This window comes from Seonamhaeicola sp. MEBiC01930, from assembly GCF_045277075.1.
In the GTDB taxonomy this organism is placed as follows: domain Bacteria; phylum Bacteroidota; class Bacteroidia; order Flavobacteriales; family Flavobacteriaceae; genus Seonamhaeicola.
On sequence record NZ_CP104270.1, the window covers coordinates 2,667,104 to 2,683,296 of the forward strand.

The 16,193-nt window shown below is 31.3% G+C and carries 18 protein-coding genes; 11 read left to right on the forward strand and 7 right to left on the reverse strand.

Annotated features, from left to right (window positions below):
* Positions 1–204: 204 nt before the first annotated feature.
* The 3 genes from prfA to N1F78_RS11470 all read left to right on the forward strand — a co-directional run bounded on the left by prfA (position 205) and on the right by N1F78_RS11470 (position 2,975).
* Complete coding sequence (gene prfA / locus N1F78_RS11460) at positions 205–1,281, forward strand: peptide chain release factor 1 (protein ID WP_406683301.1); 1,077 nt, start codon at positions 205–207, stop codon at positions 1,279–1,281.
* Entirely contained in the window at positions 1,268–2,116 is an 849-nt protein-coding gene (gene pyrF / locus N1F78_RS11465; RefSeq protein WP_406683302.1) for an orotidine-5'-phosphate decarboxylase, read from the forward strand. The genes prfA and pyrF overlap by 14 nt, the downstream gene beginning before the upstream one ends.
* Before the next feature lie 73 nt (positions 2,117–2,189).
* Positions 2,190–2,975 (forward strand): ABC transporter substrate-binding protein, encoded by a 786-nt coding sequence (locus N1F78_RS11470; RefSeq protein ID WP_406683303.1) that lies wholly within the window; start codon positions 2,190–2,192, stop codon positions 2,973–2,975.
* Here the strand turns inward: N1F78_RS11470 and N1F78_RS11475 are convergent.
* Both N1F78_RS11475 and N1F78_RS11480 read right to left on the reverse strand, forming a co-directional pair.
* Positions 2,950–3,096 carry a hypothetical protein gene (locus tag N1F78_RS11475; RefSeq protein WP_406683304.1) on the reverse strand — a complete coding sequence of 49 codons (147 nt, stop codon included), beginning with the start codon at positions 3,094–3,096 and terminating at the stop codon, positions 2,950–2,952. The genes N1F78_RS11470 and N1F78_RS11475 overlap by 26 nt on opposite strands.
* A gap of 79 nt (positions 3,097–3,175) precedes the next feature.
* The gene (locus tag N1F78_RS11480; protein ID WP_406683305.1) at positions 3,176–3,370 is read right to left on the reverse strand and encodes a Lacal_2735 family protein; all 195 of its coding nucleotides are present in this window, start codon (positions 3,368–3,370) and stop codon (positions 3,176–3,178) included.
* A gap of 138 nt (positions 3,371–3,508) precedes the next feature.
* On the opposite strand from N1F78_RS11480, the gene N1F78_RS11485 reads away from it, so the two are divergent.
* The gene (locus N1F78_RS11485) at positions 3,509–4,012 is read left to right on the forward strand and encodes a hypothetical protein (RefSeq protein ID WP_406683306.1); all 504 of its coding nucleotides are present in this window, start codon (positions 3,509–3,511) and stop codon (positions 4,010–4,012) included.
* A 36-nt stretch (positions 4,013–4,048) separates the two neighbouring features.
* Here the strand turns inward: N1F78_RS11485 and N1F78_RS11490 are convergent, their stop codons facing one another.
* Positions 4,049–4,753, reverse strand: coding sequence for a DUF4197 domain-containing protein (locus N1F78_RS11490; RefSeq protein ID WP_406683307.1), 705 nt, complete (start codon positions 4,751–4,753; stop codon positions 4,049–4,051).
* A gap of 206 nt (positions 4,754–4,959) precedes the next feature.
* Positions 4,960–5,814 carry a formyltetrahydrofolate deformylase gene (gene purU / locus N1F78_RS11495; protein WP_406683308.1) on the reverse strand — a complete coding sequence of 285 codons (855 nt, stop codon included), beginning with the start codon at positions 5,812–5,814 and terminating at the stop codon, positions 4,960–4,962.
* A 146-nt stretch (positions 5,815–5,960) separates the two neighbouring features.
* On the opposite strand from purU, the gene N1F78_RS11500 reads away from it, so the two are divergent.
* The gene (locus N1F78_RS11500; protein WP_406683309.1) at positions 5,961–9,389 is read left to right on the forward strand and encodes a methylmalonyl-CoA mutase family protein; all 3,429 of its coding nucleotides are present in this window, start codon (positions 5,961–5,963) and stop codon (positions 9,387–9,389) included.
* A gap of 101 nt (positions 9,390–9,490) precedes the next feature.
* Here N1F78_RS11500 and N1F78_RS11505 read toward each other — a convergent pair whose 3' ends face one another.
* Positions 9,491–9,925, reverse strand: a complete 435-nt coding sequence (locus N1F78_RS11505) for a hypothetical protein (protein ID WP_406683310.1) — start codon at positions 9,923–9,925, stop codon at positions 9,491–9,493.
* A gap of 84 nt (positions 9,926–10,009) precedes the next feature.
* Between N1F78_RS11505 and N1F78_RS11510 the strand changes: the two genes are divergently transcribed.
* Entirely contained in the window at positions 10,010–10,453 is a 444-nt protein-coding gene (locus N1F78_RS11510) for an Lrp/AsnC family transcriptional regulator (protein WP_406683311.1), read from the forward strand.
* 3 nt (positions 10,454–10,456) lie between these two features.
* On the opposite strand, the gene N1F78_RS11515 is transcribed toward N1F78_RS11510, so the two are convergent.
* Both N1F78_RS11515 and N1F78_RS11520 read right to left on the reverse strand, forming a co-directional pair.
* Positions 10,457–10,831 (reverse strand): VOC family protein, encoded by a 375-nt coding sequence (locus tag N1F78_RS11515; RefSeq protein WP_406683312.1) that lies wholly within the window; start codon positions 10,829–10,831, stop codon positions 10,457–10,459.
* Positions 10,822–12,078, reverse strand: coding sequence for an MDR family MFS transporter (locus N1F78_RS11520; protein ID WP_406683313.1), 1,257 nt, complete (start codon positions 12,076–12,078; stop codon positions 10,822–10,824). Before N1F78_RS11520 ends, N1F78_RS11515 begins: the two co-directional genes overlap by 10 nt.
* Before the next feature lie 376 nt (positions 12,079–12,454).
* On the opposite strand from N1F78_RS11520, the gene N1F78_RS11525 reads away from it, so the two are divergent.
* From N1F78_RS11525 to N1F78_RS11545, 5 genes are all read left to right on the forward strand, one after another.
* The gene (locus tag N1F78_RS11525; protein ID WP_406683314.1) at positions 12,455–13,057 is read left to right on the forward strand and encodes a DUF1684 domain-containing protein; all 603 of its coding nucleotides are present in this window, start codon (positions 12,455–12,457) and stop codon (positions 13,055–13,057) included.
* A 233-nt stretch (positions 13,058–13,290) separates the two neighbouring features.
* Positions 13,291–14,553, forward strand: a complete 1,263-nt coding sequence (locus N1F78_RS11530) for a tyrosine-type recombinase/integrase (RefSeq protein WP_406683315.1) — start codon at positions 13,291–13,293, stop codon at positions 14,551–14,553.
* Between the two features lie 4 nt (positions 14,554–14,557).
* Positions 14,558–15,373, forward strand: coding sequence for a hypothetical protein (locus tag N1F78_RS11535; RefSeq protein ID WP_406683316.1), 816 nt, complete (start codon positions 14,558–14,560; stop codon positions 15,371–15,373).
* Between the two features lie 88 nt (positions 15,374–15,461).
* Entirely contained in the window at positions 15,462–15,746 is a 285-nt protein-coding gene (locus tag N1F78_RS11540) for a helix-turn-helix domain-containing protein (protein ID WP_406683317.1), read from the forward strand.
* Positions 15,747–15,750: 4 nt separating this feature from the next.
* Positions 15,751–16,191: a hypothetical protein gene (locus N1F78_RS11545; protein WP_406683318.1), complete on the forward strand. Its 441-nt coding sequence runs from the start codon at positions 15,751–15,753 to the stop codon at positions 16,189–16,191.
* Positions 16,192–16,193: the final 2 nt, after the last annotated feature.

Below are 16,193 nucleotides of genomic sequence, written 5' to 3' on the forward strand. Positions count from 1 at the left end.
GAAAAAAAGAAGTAATGCGTTAATCCCAAATGACCATAAAAATAATGGTCTATAAAAAAGCAATATGGAAACTAATTGCTGCATAATAAACATAGAAACGCAAAATAGATTGAAATATTCTGTATTTATTTTATAATCGGTTTCCTGTCTCTAGTCTAAAATTCATAAATTATCGTATTTTTGGTCACCAATTAAAGCAGGTAGATGTTAGAGAAATTACAAATAATTAAGCAACGTTTTGATGAGGTTAGTGATTTAATTATTCAGCCAGATATTATTTCAGACCAAAAGCGTTATGTTGAACTTAATAGGGAATACAAAGATTTAAGAATTTTAATGGATAAGCGTGAGGCTTATGTTGAATTCGCAAATAATTTAGCCGAAGCCGAAGAGATTATAGCCGATGGTAGTGATGCAGAAATGGTTGAAATGGCTAAAATGCAATATGACGATGCTAAGGAAGGAATTCCTTTACTAGAGGAAGAAATACGTGTGTTGTTAATTCCTAAGGACCCAGAAGATGCTAAAAATGCAGTAGTAGAATTACGTGCAGGTACAGGTGGTGATGAAGCTAGTATTTTTGCTGGCGATTTATTTAGAATGTATACCAAATACTGTGAAGGAAAAGGCTGGAAAGTTAGCACAGTAGATTTTAGTGAAGGTACTAATGGCGGATTTAAAGAAATTCAGTTTGAAGTGTCAGGAGAAGATGTTTATGGAACTTTGAAGTTTGAAGCTGGAGTGCATCGTGTTCAGAGGGTTCCTCAAACTGAAACTCAAGGGCGTGTTCATACAAGTGCTGCAACTGTAATGGTATTTCCAGAAGCTGAAGAGTTTGATGTTCAAATAGACCCTAAAGACGTTCGTATAGATTATTTTTGTTCTTCAGGTCCTGGAGGACAGTCTGTAAATACAACATATTCTGCAGTTCGTTTAACTCATGAACCAACTGGATTAGTGGCACAATGTCAAGATCAAAAGTCGCAACATAAGAATAAAGAAAAAGCATTTAAAGTTCTACGTTCAAGGTTATACGATTTAGAGCTTGCCAAAAAGCAAGAAGAAGATGCTGCAAAAAGGGGAAGTATGGTGTCATCTGGAGATAGAAGTGCTAAAATTAGAACCTATAATTATCCACAAGGGCGTGTAACTGACCATAGAATTGGTTTAACCCTTTATGATTTACAGAATATTGTAAATGGTGATATTCAAAAAATAATTGATGAACTTATGCTAGCTGAAAATACTGAAAAGTTAAAGGCTAGTGATGAAACAATATAAGTCTTACTCCGTGACCAAAAATCAACTAGTTTCAGAAATCAGACGAAAACAATCCTTTTTATGTATTGGGTTGGATGTAGATTTAAATAAAATACCTGAACATCTTTTAGAGGAGGATGATCCAATTTTTGAGTTTAATAAGGCTATTATTGATGCAACACATCATTTATGTGTAGCTTATAAGCCTAATACGGCATTTTATGAGGCTTACGGTATAAAAGGTTGGAAATCATTAGAAAAGACTATTGATTATTTAAATAAAAAACATCCTGAAATTTTTACAATTGCTGATGCTAAACGAGGAGATATAGGTAATACAAGTACAATGTATGCCAAAGCTTTTTTTGAAGATTTAGCTTTCGATTCAGTTACCGTAGCACCTTACATGGGTAAAGACTCTGTTGAGCCATTTTTAGCCTTTAAAGATAAGCATACTATACTTTTAGCCTTAACGTCTAATCAAGGCGCATTTGACTTTCAAACTAAAACAGTTGATGATAAAGAATTATACAAAACAGTTTTAGAAACCTCTAAAACATGGCAAAACTCCGAGAACTTAATGTATGTGGTTGGGGCAACCAAAGCAGAGTATTTAGCAGAGATTAGACAAATAATACCTGATAGTTTTTTATTAGTTCCTGGTGTAGGAGCTCAAGGAGGTAATTTACAGGATGTCTGTAAATATGGCTGGAATGATGATTCTGTTGGATTACTAATAAATTCCTCTAGAGGTATTATTTATGCTTCAAAAGGAGAAGATTTTGCGCAAGAATCTGCTAATAAAGCTGAAGAACTTCAAAAGCAAATGAAAAGGGAGTTGATACGTTATTCTTAATAGTAATTTTTTGTGGAAATCTTTTTGTTGATTTGATTTTGGTTGTCAAAGAAAAAAATAGTTTTCTTCTAATATGAGTCAATTAAAAGACCAGATTAATAGAACCATTCATTTAAAAAAAACACCTAAGCGTATTATTTCTTTGGTGCCAAGTCAAACAGAATTACTTTGTGATTTAGGTTTGGAGTCTTCGATTGTTGGAGTTACGAAATTCTGTGTGCATCCTAATCAGATTAGATCAAATGTAACTGTGGTAGGAGGAACTAAGCAAATACATTTAGAAAAAGTTAAGAGTCTTAAACCAGATATTATTTTATGTAATAAGGAAGAAAATACTAAAGAAATTGTTGAAGCCTGTGAGTCTATTTGCAGTGTTCATGTTTCTGATATTTTTACTCTGCTAGATAGTTTAAAGCTTATAAAGCAATACGGTATTATTTTCAATAAAGAGAAAGCGGCCGAATTGATTTGTAAATCAATTGAAATTGAAAATGCCAAATTCAAAAATTTTATAAAGAATAAAGAACGGTTAAAGGTTATTTATTTTATTTGGAAAAAACCGTTAATGGTTGCTGGGAGAGATACTTTTATAAATCACTTACTAGGACTTAATAATTTTGATAATATTTACCAAAAAGAGCATCGCTATCCAATAGTTACATCTATAGAAGAAAAAGAAGTTGATTTAGTATTACTTTCAAGTGAACCTTTTCCTTTTAATGCTAAGCACCAAAAAGAGTTTAAAAAGTTCTACCCAAATGCTAAAATAGTTTTGGTAGATGGTGAAATGTTTTCTTGGTTTGGTTCAAGATTAACCAAAGCATTTCAATACTTTAAACAGCTCCGTTTAAATCTTTAGAATATTCAACCTTACTGATATCATCAACAAAGTTATTTATTCTTCTTTCTATTTCTTTAAGGTTTAAAACTTTATTTAAGTTGGGTTTAATTTTACCAACTCTACAAAATTGATTATTCATAACGTTTCTTTATATACTATAAAGTACGAACACAATTGTAATTTAGACGTAATGTAAGTGTTAAAGAATTGCTAATATATTAAGAGTGTTGAACAATATCTCTAGATAAGTAATTTAACCTATTTATTTCATCTAGAAGTTCTATAGCTTTAAACTCAGAGAAGTCACTCAAAGCAAAATCTGTTTGCCTAAAATTATATGCCTGTTCAACAAGTTCTTTATATTGCTTGTTAAGTGCATCTTTACGGCTTTTTATTAATTCTGATTTGCTCATTAATTTTTGATAATCAAGTAATTAAATATACATTTTTTATTCCAATTTAAAAAATGTGTCATTTAATGTTTTGTTAATGGCAGTTCTTTTGTAATAGTTTTTTGATACATTTAATAAATTATTAATTATGATGAGACTATGAATAAATTTTTTTTCACATTGACTTTTGCCTTTGTTATTTTTGGAAATGCGCAAAGTACCAATTGTAGTTGTTGTACAGAGAACCATGAGGCGTTTGATTTTTGGGTTGGTGAATGGAAGGTTTATACAACGAAAGATACTATTGCGGGTTATAACAGCATCGTTAAAATTCAAGATAATTGTGTTATAAATGAGAATTGGAGAAGTGCTAAGAGTGGTTTTACAGGAACTAGTAATAGTTTTTATAACTCAAAAGCAAAACAATGGGAACAAATTTGGACGGATAATAAAGGAGGTGTTTTACATTTAAAAGGGAATAGAGATGGTAACCGAATGATTTTATATAGTGATGAGGAACTAAGTAATGAAGGGCAATTGGTAAGGCATCGAGTAACCTGGACAAAGAATGATGATGGTACAGTACGTCAATATTGGGAGGTCATTACAAAAGGAAAAGATATTAAAGTAGCCTTTGATGGAGTATACAAAAAAACCGAATGATATATCATTCGGTTTTTAATATTTTAAACTGCTAATTTAATCCTGTAAGGCAAATACCTTTTTTAATAAATCAGTTGTTCTTGATGAAAGTTTTGTTCTTATTTCTTTCTCTTCAACCGCAATCATAGTATATACGCCTTCTAATGCTTCATGAGTTACATAATCTGTTAAATCTGTGTTTACTTCCTTAGTAAATGGTAAGTTATTGTATTTAGTTATTAAATTTTTCCAAATGTCGTCAGCACCAACTTTAGAAAATGAATTTTTAATTACAGGGTTGAATTTAGCGTATAGAGCTGATTCAGTTTTGGTATTTAAATAATTAGTGGCAGCATTATCATTTCCTAGTAAAATATTTTTTGCATCATTAAAAGTAATGCCTTTAACAGCATCAATAAAAATAGGAGTAGCTTCTTTAACAGCATCTTCGGCAGCTCTATTAAGCACTTTTAATCCTTCATCAGCTAACTTACTTAAGCCAATATCTCTTAAAGCTTTATCTACTTTTTGAAGCTCTTCAGGTAGCAATATTTTAACTAATTCGTTTTTAAAGAATCCGTCTTCTTGGGTGAGCTTACTTACTTGTTTGTCAATTCCAAAATCCAAGGCTTGTCTAAGTCCAGAGGCTATATCAGTATTGTTAACACCTCCGCTTTGTGGTAATTCATTAATAACTTGCTGTAATTCAGCACAAGCAGTTAAGTTAATAGCTAAGGCAAATAGGAACAGTTTTTTAATCATGGTTTTTTTTAATTTTAAAGATATTAATTATTCTATTTGTAAAACCAAAGACACCTTAAGAAAAGGTGTCTTTGGTTATAAATGACCTAAATAATCCCTCAATATTTTACAATATTCTTTTTACTTAAATTTCAATTATTATGACACGTATTTAAAAATAAGTCACAGGTTCAATCGAAAAAATGGATACTACTCAGTGGTTTTGTTTAAGAAAATATTACAGTTTTGTTATTATAAACCATTACTTTTCTATCTGCGTGAAGTTTAACGGCGTTGGCCAAAACAATTTTTTCTAAGTCACGTCCCTTAGATATTAGATCAACAATAGAATGTGAATGGGTAACTCTAGTAACATCTTGTTCAATAATTGGTCCCGCATCTAATTCTTCGGTAACATAGTGGCTAGTTGCTCCTATAATTTTCACCCCTCTTTTGTAAGCTGAATGATAGGGTTTTGCACCAACAAAAGCAGGTAAAAATGAGTGGTGTATATTTATTATTTTGTTGTGATATTTATCAATTAATTTAGGCGACACTATTTGCATATAACGCGCTAGAACAATAAAGTTAATTCCATGCTCTTCAAGAAGTTTTAATTGTTGGTCTTCGGCCTCATTTTTAGTGTCTTTACTTACTGGGATATGATAAAATGGAATATTAAAATTATCAGCAATAGGTTTTAAATCATTATGGTTACTAATAATAAAGGGTATTTCAAGGTTTAATTCCCCTGAATTATATCGTCCTAGTAAATCATATAAACAATGGTCGTATTTTGAAATAAATAGTGCCATTTTAGGTTTTACCTCTGATGAATATATACGCCATTTCATGTCAAACTTGTCCGCAAGCACATCTTCAAAAGCACCTTTAAAGGCTTCAGTAGAAAAACTTTTTGAAGCAAATTCACTTTCTAAACGCATAAAAAAGATGTTCTGTTCTCTATCAACGTGCTGATCTATGTAAACAATATTTCCATTATGATGCGCAATAAAATTGGTAACAGAAGCTATAATGTTAGGTTTGTCATCACAGTGAATTAAAATAGTGATCTTATTCATTGGGTATTACAAATTTAGGTTGGTAAAATTAGCTTAAAAAAATAGAAGAACTCATTGTGCTAATTATTTTTGAAAATAATCTGTAAATCATTGAATTTTTTGAATATTTCGTAAATTGCATTAATAAAAACTAGTATTCTTTTAATATGAAGCAGATAATTCCCTATAAACCTAAGAACATCATAAGAATTGTAACTGCTGCTTCTCTATTTGATGGACATGATGCATCTATCAATATCATGCGCAGAATTATTCAAGCTACAGGTGTTGAGGTAATTCATTTGGGTCATGATAGAAGTGTTGAAGAAGTTGTAAATACAGCTATACAAGAAGATGTAAACGCTATTTGCTTAACATCATATCAAGGTGGGCATAACGAGTATTTTAAGTATATGTATGATTTGTTACAAGAAAAAGGGGCTGGTCATATAAAAATATTTGGTGGAGGTGGAGGTGTTATTCTGCCTAGTGAGATTAAGGGTTTAATGAATTATGGTATAGCCAGAATTTACTCGCCTGATGATGGTAGAGAAATGGGTTTGCAGGGAATGGTTAATGATTTGGTTAAGACCTCTGATTACGCAATTGGGGATGTTTTAAATAATGAAGTTGAATTAATAAAAGAACAACATCATGGTGCCATAGCAAGGTTAATATCATCAATTGAAAATTTTCCAGATGCTTCTAAAAATGTTTTGCAAACAATAAAAGGTAAAAATTTAGTTACTCCAGTTTTAGGAATTACAGGTACTGGTGGAGCAGGTAAATCTTCTTTAGTTGATGAATTAGTAAGGCGATTTTTAATTGATTTTCCTGAGAAAACGATTGGAATAATTTCTGTTGATCCGTCTAAACGAAAAACAGGAGGTGCTCTTTTGGGAGATAGAATAAGAATGAATGCTATTAATAACCCAAGAGTTTATATGAGAAGTTTGGCAACACGTCAATCAAATTTATCATTATCAAGGCATATTGATGAGGTTATAGATGTTTTAAAAGCCGCAGGTTTTGATTTGATTATTTTAGAAACTTCTGGAATTGGGCAATCAGGTTCAGAAATTATTCAATTTTGTGATGTCCCAGTTTATGTTATGACCCCAGAATTTGGAGCAGCAACACAGTTGGAAAAAATTGATATGCTTGATTTTGCTGATTTGGTAGCGGTAAATAAGTTTGATAAACGTGGTGCGTTGGATGCTTTAAGAGATGTGAAAAAACAATACATGCGTAACAATAATCTTTGGGATATTTCTCAAGAAGATTTACCAGTTTTTGGAACCATTGCTTCACAATTTAATGACCCTGGTATGAATTCCTTTTACAAAGCGGTCATAGACGTTCTAGTTGAAAAAACAGGGGCAGATTTAAAATCTACTTTTGAAGTCTCTGAAGAAATGAGTGAAAAGGTTTATATAATTCCTCCATCAAGAAATAGATACCTTTCTGAAATTGCTGATAGTATTAGAGACTATGATAAAAAGGTTAATGAACAAGTTGAATTTGCTCAAAAGCTCTTCGGAATTTATAAAACCATAAATACTGTCGCACTTATTTCGAAAGAAAATGAATTTTCTTACTTAAGGGAATTGGGGCTAAATCAGGAAGAAATTCTAAAACAATCTGATGACGATAAAAAGCAGTTATTGGAATTACTTTTCAATGAATTTGATAGGGTGAAAATAAACCTTGAACCCAAAATTTGGAAACTCATTATAAATTGGGAAGAAAAGGTTAGTAGGTATAAAAACCCTGTTTATTCATTTAAAGTTAGAGATAAAGAAATTAAAGTAGAAACTCATAGTGAGTCCTTGTCACAATTACAAATACCAAAGGTTACCTTGCCTAAATATGAAGCATGGGGAGATGTTTTAAGGTGGGTTTTACAAGAAAATGTTCCAGGAGAATTTCCTTTTACTTCAGGCTTATTTCCGTTTAAACGCATAGGTGAAGACCCTGCAAGAATGTTTGCCGGTGAAGGAGGACCAGAGCGTACTAATAGAAGATTTCATTATGTGAGTATGGGGATGCCTGCAAAACGATTATCAACAGCTTTTGATAGCGTTACTCTTTATGGTAATGATCCTGATTTTAGACCGGATATCTATGGAAAAATAGGAAATGCAGGTGTAAGTATTTGCTGTTTAGATGATGCTAAAAAACTCTATTCCGGTTTTAATTTGACTGATGAAAAGACATCTGTTAGTATGACTATTAATGGACCAGCACCCATGCTTCTAGGGTATTTTATGAATGCTGCTATTGATCAACAATGTGAAATTTATATTAAAAAAAACAACCTTGAAGCAGTTGTAGAGGCAAAAATAGCCAAGATCTATGAAGGAAAAGAAAGACCTGTTTATCATGGAGATTTACCAGAAGGAAATAACGCGTTAGGGTTAATGTTATTAGGTGTAAGTGGTGACCAGGTAATACCTATTGATATTTATGAAGATATTAAGCGTAAAACGATATCCCAAGTTCGTGGTACGGTACAAGCAGATATATTGAAAGAAGATCAAGCGCAAAACACTTGTATTTTCTCAACAGAATTTGCGCTTAGATTAATGGGTGATGTTCAAGAATATTTTATTGAAAATAATGTGGGTAATTTTTATTCTGTATCCATTTCTGGATATCATATAGCGGAAGCGGGTGCCAACCCAATCACTCAATTGGCATTAACATTATCCAACGGATTTACTTATGTTGAGTATTATCTTTCACGGGGAATGGATATAAATAAGTTTGGTCCTAATTTATCATTTTTCTTTTCAAATGGTTTAGATCCTGAATATGCAGTTATTGGTCGTGTAGCAAGAAAAATTTGGGCTAAGGCAATGAAATTCAAGTATGGTGCAAATGAACGAGCTCAAAAGCTAAAATACCATATTCAAACATCAGGTAGAAGTTTACATGCTCAAGAAATAGATTTTAATGATATACGTACCACGCTTCAAGCGTTATATGCCATTTATGATAATTGTAATTCGTTACATACTAATGCCTATGATGAAGCCATTACAACACCAACAGAAGAATCGGTTAGGAGAGCAATGGCTATTCAATTAATTATAAATAAGGAATTGGGGTTGTCTAGAAATGAAAACCCAAATCAAGGTTCTTTTATTATAGAAGAGTTAACAGATTTGGTAGAAGAAGCTGTGTTGCTAGAGTTTGATCGACTTACTGAACGAGGTGGTGTTTTAGGTGCAATGGAAACCATGTATCAACGTAGTAAAATTCAAGAAGAAAGCTTGTATTACGAAACCCTAAAACATAATAATACTATACCAATTATTGGAGTAAATACTTTTTTAAGTAGCAAGGGGTCTCCAACCGTTTTACCTGCAGAGGTTATTAGGGCAACGGAAGAAGAAAAGGAACATCAAATAAATACTTTAAAAAATCTTCATAAAGTAAATGATACTAAAGCTTTATTAAAACAGTTGCAGACAACTGCTGTAGAAAATAAAAATATTTTTAATGAGCTTATGGAGGTCTGTAAAGTGTGCTCTCTTGGTCAAATAACTAAATCATTGTATGAGGTTGGTGGCCAGTATAGGAGAAACATGTAGATTGTTTTAGATAAAGATATATTATCAAATTTGGAAATGATAAATATTCAAATTAGTATAGTGCAACCAACATTACAGATTTTTTTAATGTGAATTAGTTATTATAAACTCAACATCCAACTGCGTTGCAATTTTTTAAACTTTTTTAATTCATTACGAAGAATAGGTAGAAAATCTTTACCGTTACTATTTGATTTTTCTAAACGATATGAATTTTTGTAAAGCATATTTGTTAGTTGCCTAAGCGAATTAATGTGCTTATGTTTTCTTTCAGAATTTTTTTGTAATTCGGCGTTTGCAATCTCAGGTGCTAATGAAACAGATTGTTGAACAATATCTCCAGAAAAATAAATCTGTGAATCTTCGGTACCATCTTCTTTCAGTGGTGCTAAGTCATTTTGAAGGTAGGTTGAAATACTCTGTGAAAGTGCAAAAATTTCCTGAGCTTTTTTATAAATCGGTAATTCCGATAGGTTTGGTGGGGTATTATGTAACATGATTCTCTTTTTCACTACAATTTCCTCAAAATTACTCACAAGAAATCATTTTTAACTTTAATAATTAAAGTAAATTTGTATTTTTGCTTTAAATAATATGTTTTTGTGTTTAAATTTCTTTAAATGAATATTGATGAGCTTAATAAGAAGATTTTAAAGTGTTTACAGTCTAATTCAAGACTTTCAAATGCTGAAATTGGACGTCAAGTGGGAATAAGTTCTCCGGCAGTTTCAGAACGTATAAAAAAGATGGAAGATTTTGGGGTTATTGAAGGTTATAAAACAGCAGTATCTCCTTTTGAGGTAGGTTACCAATTAAAGGCAATTATTACTTTAAGGGCTTTTATGGGTAAACTAAAACCGTTTTTAAGCAAGGTTAAAACTTTGGATGAAGTAGTTAATTGTTACCGCATAACAGGTGACGAAAATATTGTAATGGAGGTGGTTTTAAAAAACCAAAAGCATTTAGAAACGTTTATTGATCAACTTATTATTTATGGAGAAAGTAAAACACAAATTGTTTTATCTGATGTAGTTAAACAAAATGAAATAAAACCTCTTAAATAACTATTATATTCTCCAAGGTGGATTTTTTCTATTGTTTCCGGCATAATAAATAATAATTTTATTACCATCTAAATCATTTAAATGCGCTTCTCTCCACAGCCAAGTTTTATCTTCAGGTAATTGTGTAAACTCAATGCCTTTTTTTTGTAAATTTTTTACTAATTCATCTAAATTATCCTCTTCAAAATATAGCGTTACGCCATTTCCGGTTGGTAATTCCTCTACTTCATGAATAGAGAATGTGCTATTTCCGTTAGGGCATTCAAATCTTACGTATCTTGGGGTTGCGTCAACAATAAGTTGCAACCCCAAGATTTTGTAGAATACTGTTGCCTTAGCAACGTCTAATGATGGTATTGTTATTTGGTTTAAATCCATAAAATCTCTTCCTCAAATTCCGCTTTTACTAGTTCAGCTTTTTGTCTCTTTTTAGCATTTAAATATTGTCCCAAAAAGAATAATAAAAATACACAAAGAGCAGCTAACCCTGTAATAATTAACCAAGTATTGTTAAAACCTAATTTGTCTGTCATTTGTAGCCCCATGTTATGTCCAAAAATGTGAGCTATAGAGAAAGCGATGGAATATAATGCCATGTATTCTCCTTGGTTTCCCTTTTTGGCTCTATCCATTGCAAACGCATTAGAAAAAGGGAATGCAATCATTTCTCCAAAAGTCATTAAAAGCATTCCAATAACTAATATTCCTGTCCATGTTGTTAGATTCAAAACAACAAAACTCAGTCCTGTTAAAATGGCTCCAAAAAGCATAAGTCCAGTTTTAGTAAACCTACTGTTTTCTAACCATTTTATTAATGGCATCTCAAAAATGAAAATGAGAAAACCGTTCATACCCATAAGAATTCCAATCTCTACTTCACTTAATAAATGTGCATCTTTGTAATAAATTGGCATTGTAGAGAAGTATTGTAAAAACACTACTCCGAAAAGAGACATAGCTATTAAAAAAATAATAAAAGCTTTATCACTATAAGCTGACTTCGGGTTTTTAGTTGATACTTCATCAATCTGCTTAGTAGATTTCGGATTTAATATATTAATCAATACTAAAGTAGCTGCAATACAAGTAATTCCATCAACCCAAAACAAACCAGTATATCCAATAGATGCAATGATAAAACCTCCAACTGCGGGTCCTGCAGAAAAACCAAGGTTTATAGCTAACCTAATAAGAGTAACCGATCGAGTTTTATTTTCTGGTATACTATAAGCGCTAAGTGCAACAAACATTGCCGGTCTAAATGAGTCTGCCACAACCATTACTAAAAATAAACCTATACAAAAAGATACAAAGGTGTTTAAAAACTGAAGTCCAATAAATAGAAATCCAGTGCTTAATAAGCTGTAAACCATTACTTTGTAAAATCCAATTTTATCTGTTAACCAACCACCTAACCATGAACCCACTACAGAACCTAATCCAAAAGCACTCATTATCCAAGCTACATCACTAATTTTAAAACCAAGGCTTTTGGTAAGGTATAATGATAAAAATGGAATGACCATGGTACCTGCTCTATTAATGAATGTAATAAGAGCCAACCACCAAACTTCATTTGATAGTCCTTTAAAAGTGTTTGCGTAATTGTTAAATAATGTTTTCATGATTTCTAAATTTCTAAGTCATATATAAATTGTTTAATTAAACGGGTGATTATCAAAAAAAAAGTCCGACTGTTAAGTCGGACTTTTTAATATTGAAATATTTTATTAAAATATCATCACAATATATAACAAGCCCGACATGTCTCCTTTTTGGTTAAGGAAATCATCCATTGCTTTCTACATGTTGCGACGTACATTGTCATTTTTAATAATTTGTTGCCCCAAAACTATGTAAAATATTCTTAAGTTGTATTTTTGATATCATATTTTTTTCCAATGAAGTCATATATTTTACTAATAGTTTTAATTCATTTCAGCTTATTGTATTCAAAATTATAACTTTAACCTTATCACATCATTTAATTTTAGATAACCTATGAAACATTTTTTAGTGCTATATTTTGGCTTATTAATGTTAACAGCTTGCGCTCAAGACAAAAAACCTATCCAAGGCGAAACGGATTATCAAAGAGAACAAAATGCAAAGTTTAAAGATGCCACACAGTCACCTTTAACAGCAAAAGGTTTAAAAAACTTTAAAAGTTTAGATTTTTTTAAGTTCGATTCTACTTATGTTGTAAGAGCTCGTTTTACAAGAACACCCTATACAAAACCTTTTAAAATGAAAACCACCACGAATAGACTTCCAGAATATGTAAAATATGGAGAGTTATCTTTTGTTTTAAAAGGGAAAGAATTAAAATTAAATATATACCAAAACCAGGGTTTAATCAATCAAGAGGGCTATGAAGACTATCTCTTTTTACCATTTTTAGATGAAACCAATGGTAATGAAAGTTATGGCGGTGGGCGCTACCTTGATGCTAGAATACCAAAAGGAGATACCATGCTCATAGATTTTAATAAAGCTTATAACCCGTATTGCGCTTACAATAGCAAATATTCTTGCCCTTTAGTGCCTAGACAAAATTATTTAAAAGTTAGGGTAGAAGCAGGAGTAAAGGTTTATAAAAAATAGGAGGCAAAGTATTAGTATTATAGAAATAAAGCCTTTGTAATAATACAAAGGCTTTATTCTGTGGAGTCGGAGACTATTGAACCTTCTATAAATTAAATTTCCTCGGATTAGATAAATACTACTATAAACACTAGGTTTTATTGAAATTGTTATACATTATTATTAGGTAAAATTACTATTATTTTATACCTTTACTTACACCTAAACTGACACCCAGTACTTACACCTAGTCTATGAGGAGTACATTCAACTTAAAGGATAAGAATAAAAATGGTGAGACTTTGATCTACCTAAAAGCCTACTTCAAAAATGAAGGAAGGAAGTTTGTCTATTCTACCGGAGAGACTATTAATCCAAATGAATGGGATTTTGAGTATAGGCAACCAAGTAACTTAACTGGGAGAACAGAAAAGGCTAGGAGGCAGCGCAATATTAAAACTCAATTAGATAGGTATTCCAATTTCTTCAGTAAGATCACTGATTTATACACCAACACAGGGCAGGAGATTACTATAGACTCGATTAGGAACGAATTTGATAAGGAGTTTAAAAAGGTTTCTGTTGGAGCCAATAAGTTTTATGAGGCCTACGATGCCTTTGTCCTTTTTAAGAAGAAGAACAAGGAATGGAGTCCTTCTACGGTAAAGAGGTATGATAATATTAAAGCTATTCTGGAAGAGTTTGAAAAGGAGAAAAAGTACAAACTAACATTTAATACAATTACAAATAAGTTCTATACCGAGTTTACGGACTATTGCATGAATACAAAAGGGCACATTAATAATACATTTTCAAGAAATGTGGGTTTATTTAAAACTTTTATGTTCTGGAGCTTGAAAAACGGTTATACATATAAAGCTGACTTTATAGAGTTTAAGAAAAAACCAAAAGTTGTAACAAATCAAATTGCTCTCAAAAAGGAGGACCTTGAAACATTAATGTTAAAGGATTTTGAATCCAAGAGATTGGAGAAAGTCAGAGATGTATTTGTTTTTTCCTGTGTTACTGGGCTGAGGTTTGGTGAATTAAAGCTGCTATCAAAGAATAATATAAGTAATGGAGTGTTTCATCTCAAAGAGGAAAAAGGTTCCATTAAAAAGACAAGAGATATTCCATTGAATGAAATCGCTCTGTTTATACTGAGAAAATATGATTATAAATTACCTCTAATTGCAAATCAAAAGTATAATGATTACATCAAGGATGTATTCGAAGAATGTGAGTACACTCAAGATGTTGAAAAGACTACTACTAAAGGTAAAGAGGTTATTCGGGATACCATGCCTTTTTATGATAGGATAAGTTCTCATACGGCAAGAAGAACATTTATTACTATGATGAAAAGAAAAGGAAAGAGCGATAAACTTATTGCTGAAATCACTGGACACAGTGATATGAAAACCTTAAACCAATATTACCAGGTGACTGATGATGAGGTCAAGGAGGCTGTAAAAGATACTTTTAATATTGATATTCCACTCAGAAATGTAAAATAGTTCTATGAATAAAACATTTGATTTAAAAATATCGAATCTAACTGAGAGGTTACTTGAAATTGAATCTGAAATATTAGAAATAAGTATGTCCTATGAACCTATTTTGGATAATCCTAAAGAAGATTATGTAAAATCTAAAAAGCATGGTGAAAACTTACCTTTGCTTAAACTGGAATATGATAAATTATTTGTTTCTATAATTGATCTAGATCTTGATGTTAATCATATGTATTTTGAGTTTTGTTCTTTTGATCATTATAAAAATAGATATACTCAATTATTGTCAAATTTTAAGAAACATTATCCAGATTCTAATGAAGAGGAGTTTTGTGAAGATGAAATAATTGGTTATACGCGTGTAATACCAACTAAACTAGTTAATATCGAAGAAAATATTAGTTTAAAAACCAAAGCTAAAATTGAGTTTTCTCAAAGAAGAAAGGTTGAATTTTTAAATAAAATTATTAAGAGAAACGATGAAATTACATCTGGTAAGGAATATAAAAATGATAGTGAATTTAGTGTTTTAGAGTGGGCTGCTATATTTTATTATGCAAATGAAACTAATCTTCTACCAGAAGCCAGGGAAATTACAGGTAAAATAGAAAATTTCCGAGAGGAAAATAATATTTCAGCTAGCGCTAAAAGTTTGAGATCAAAGTACTACATAGCTAAAAAGCGAATTAATAAAACAAATGATTTTCCCATTGATAAACTTCAGCGAATTATACCTTTTTTAGAGAGTAATTATAATCAATCAGTTTCGAAGGTTGAAAATGATATATTTATTTTGAAGGAATACGAGTCTGAATACGAGTGATTTATCTATTTTTTTATAAACTGTAATCGTTGTGTAACCGGTTACTCATATTGAGCTTGCTGCCATTGTTTAATTTAAACTCAATTCAATGGAACAAGTATTTTTCAATGTACCCTTAGCGAAACTAGAACCTATATTCAAAAGGTGGGTCAAAGATGCGCATAGAGAACTTCAATCTAAGGAAGAATTATCATTAAAGAGATATTCAATTAAGGAGGCAGCAGAAATTCTGAATGTAATTCCTTTAACAATCCGTAATCATATTAAGAATGGAAATATTAGAGCTGAGCGATTTGGCCGAAAATATTACATCCTACATTCTGAACTTTATGATGCTCTAAATGAAGTGAAATCACTAAAATATAAAAGATAAGGCTATGAATACACAAGATACTCAAAGCCTTAATAAATCTTTTTACAGGAGATTTCAAGGTAAAGATAACGAAAAAATCAAGCAGTTAAGGGATTATGTAAAACATTCTAATTACATCGAGATTCCTGTTCAACCATCTATTTGCGAGAGTTTTGGACTGCCTTATATTAAATCAATATTCGAAAGAGAATATACAGAAAGGTTTATCAACTATTTAAAGGTTAAACCAAGTTCAAGATTTGAAGTGTTTAAAGCCACAGGTATACCTGAGAAATACTTATGCCAAGTAAAACGCTTGCTAGAGAAAAAAGGGAAACTCCAGGTACTCTATAAAGGCTATTGTGAAGTTTCTAAGAAGTCGAATATTCAGTTTCTATCTACGAATCCGGAACATTGGGAGGATTCTGCATTATTACCTATGTCTAATCAAAAAACACTTTTTTAGTC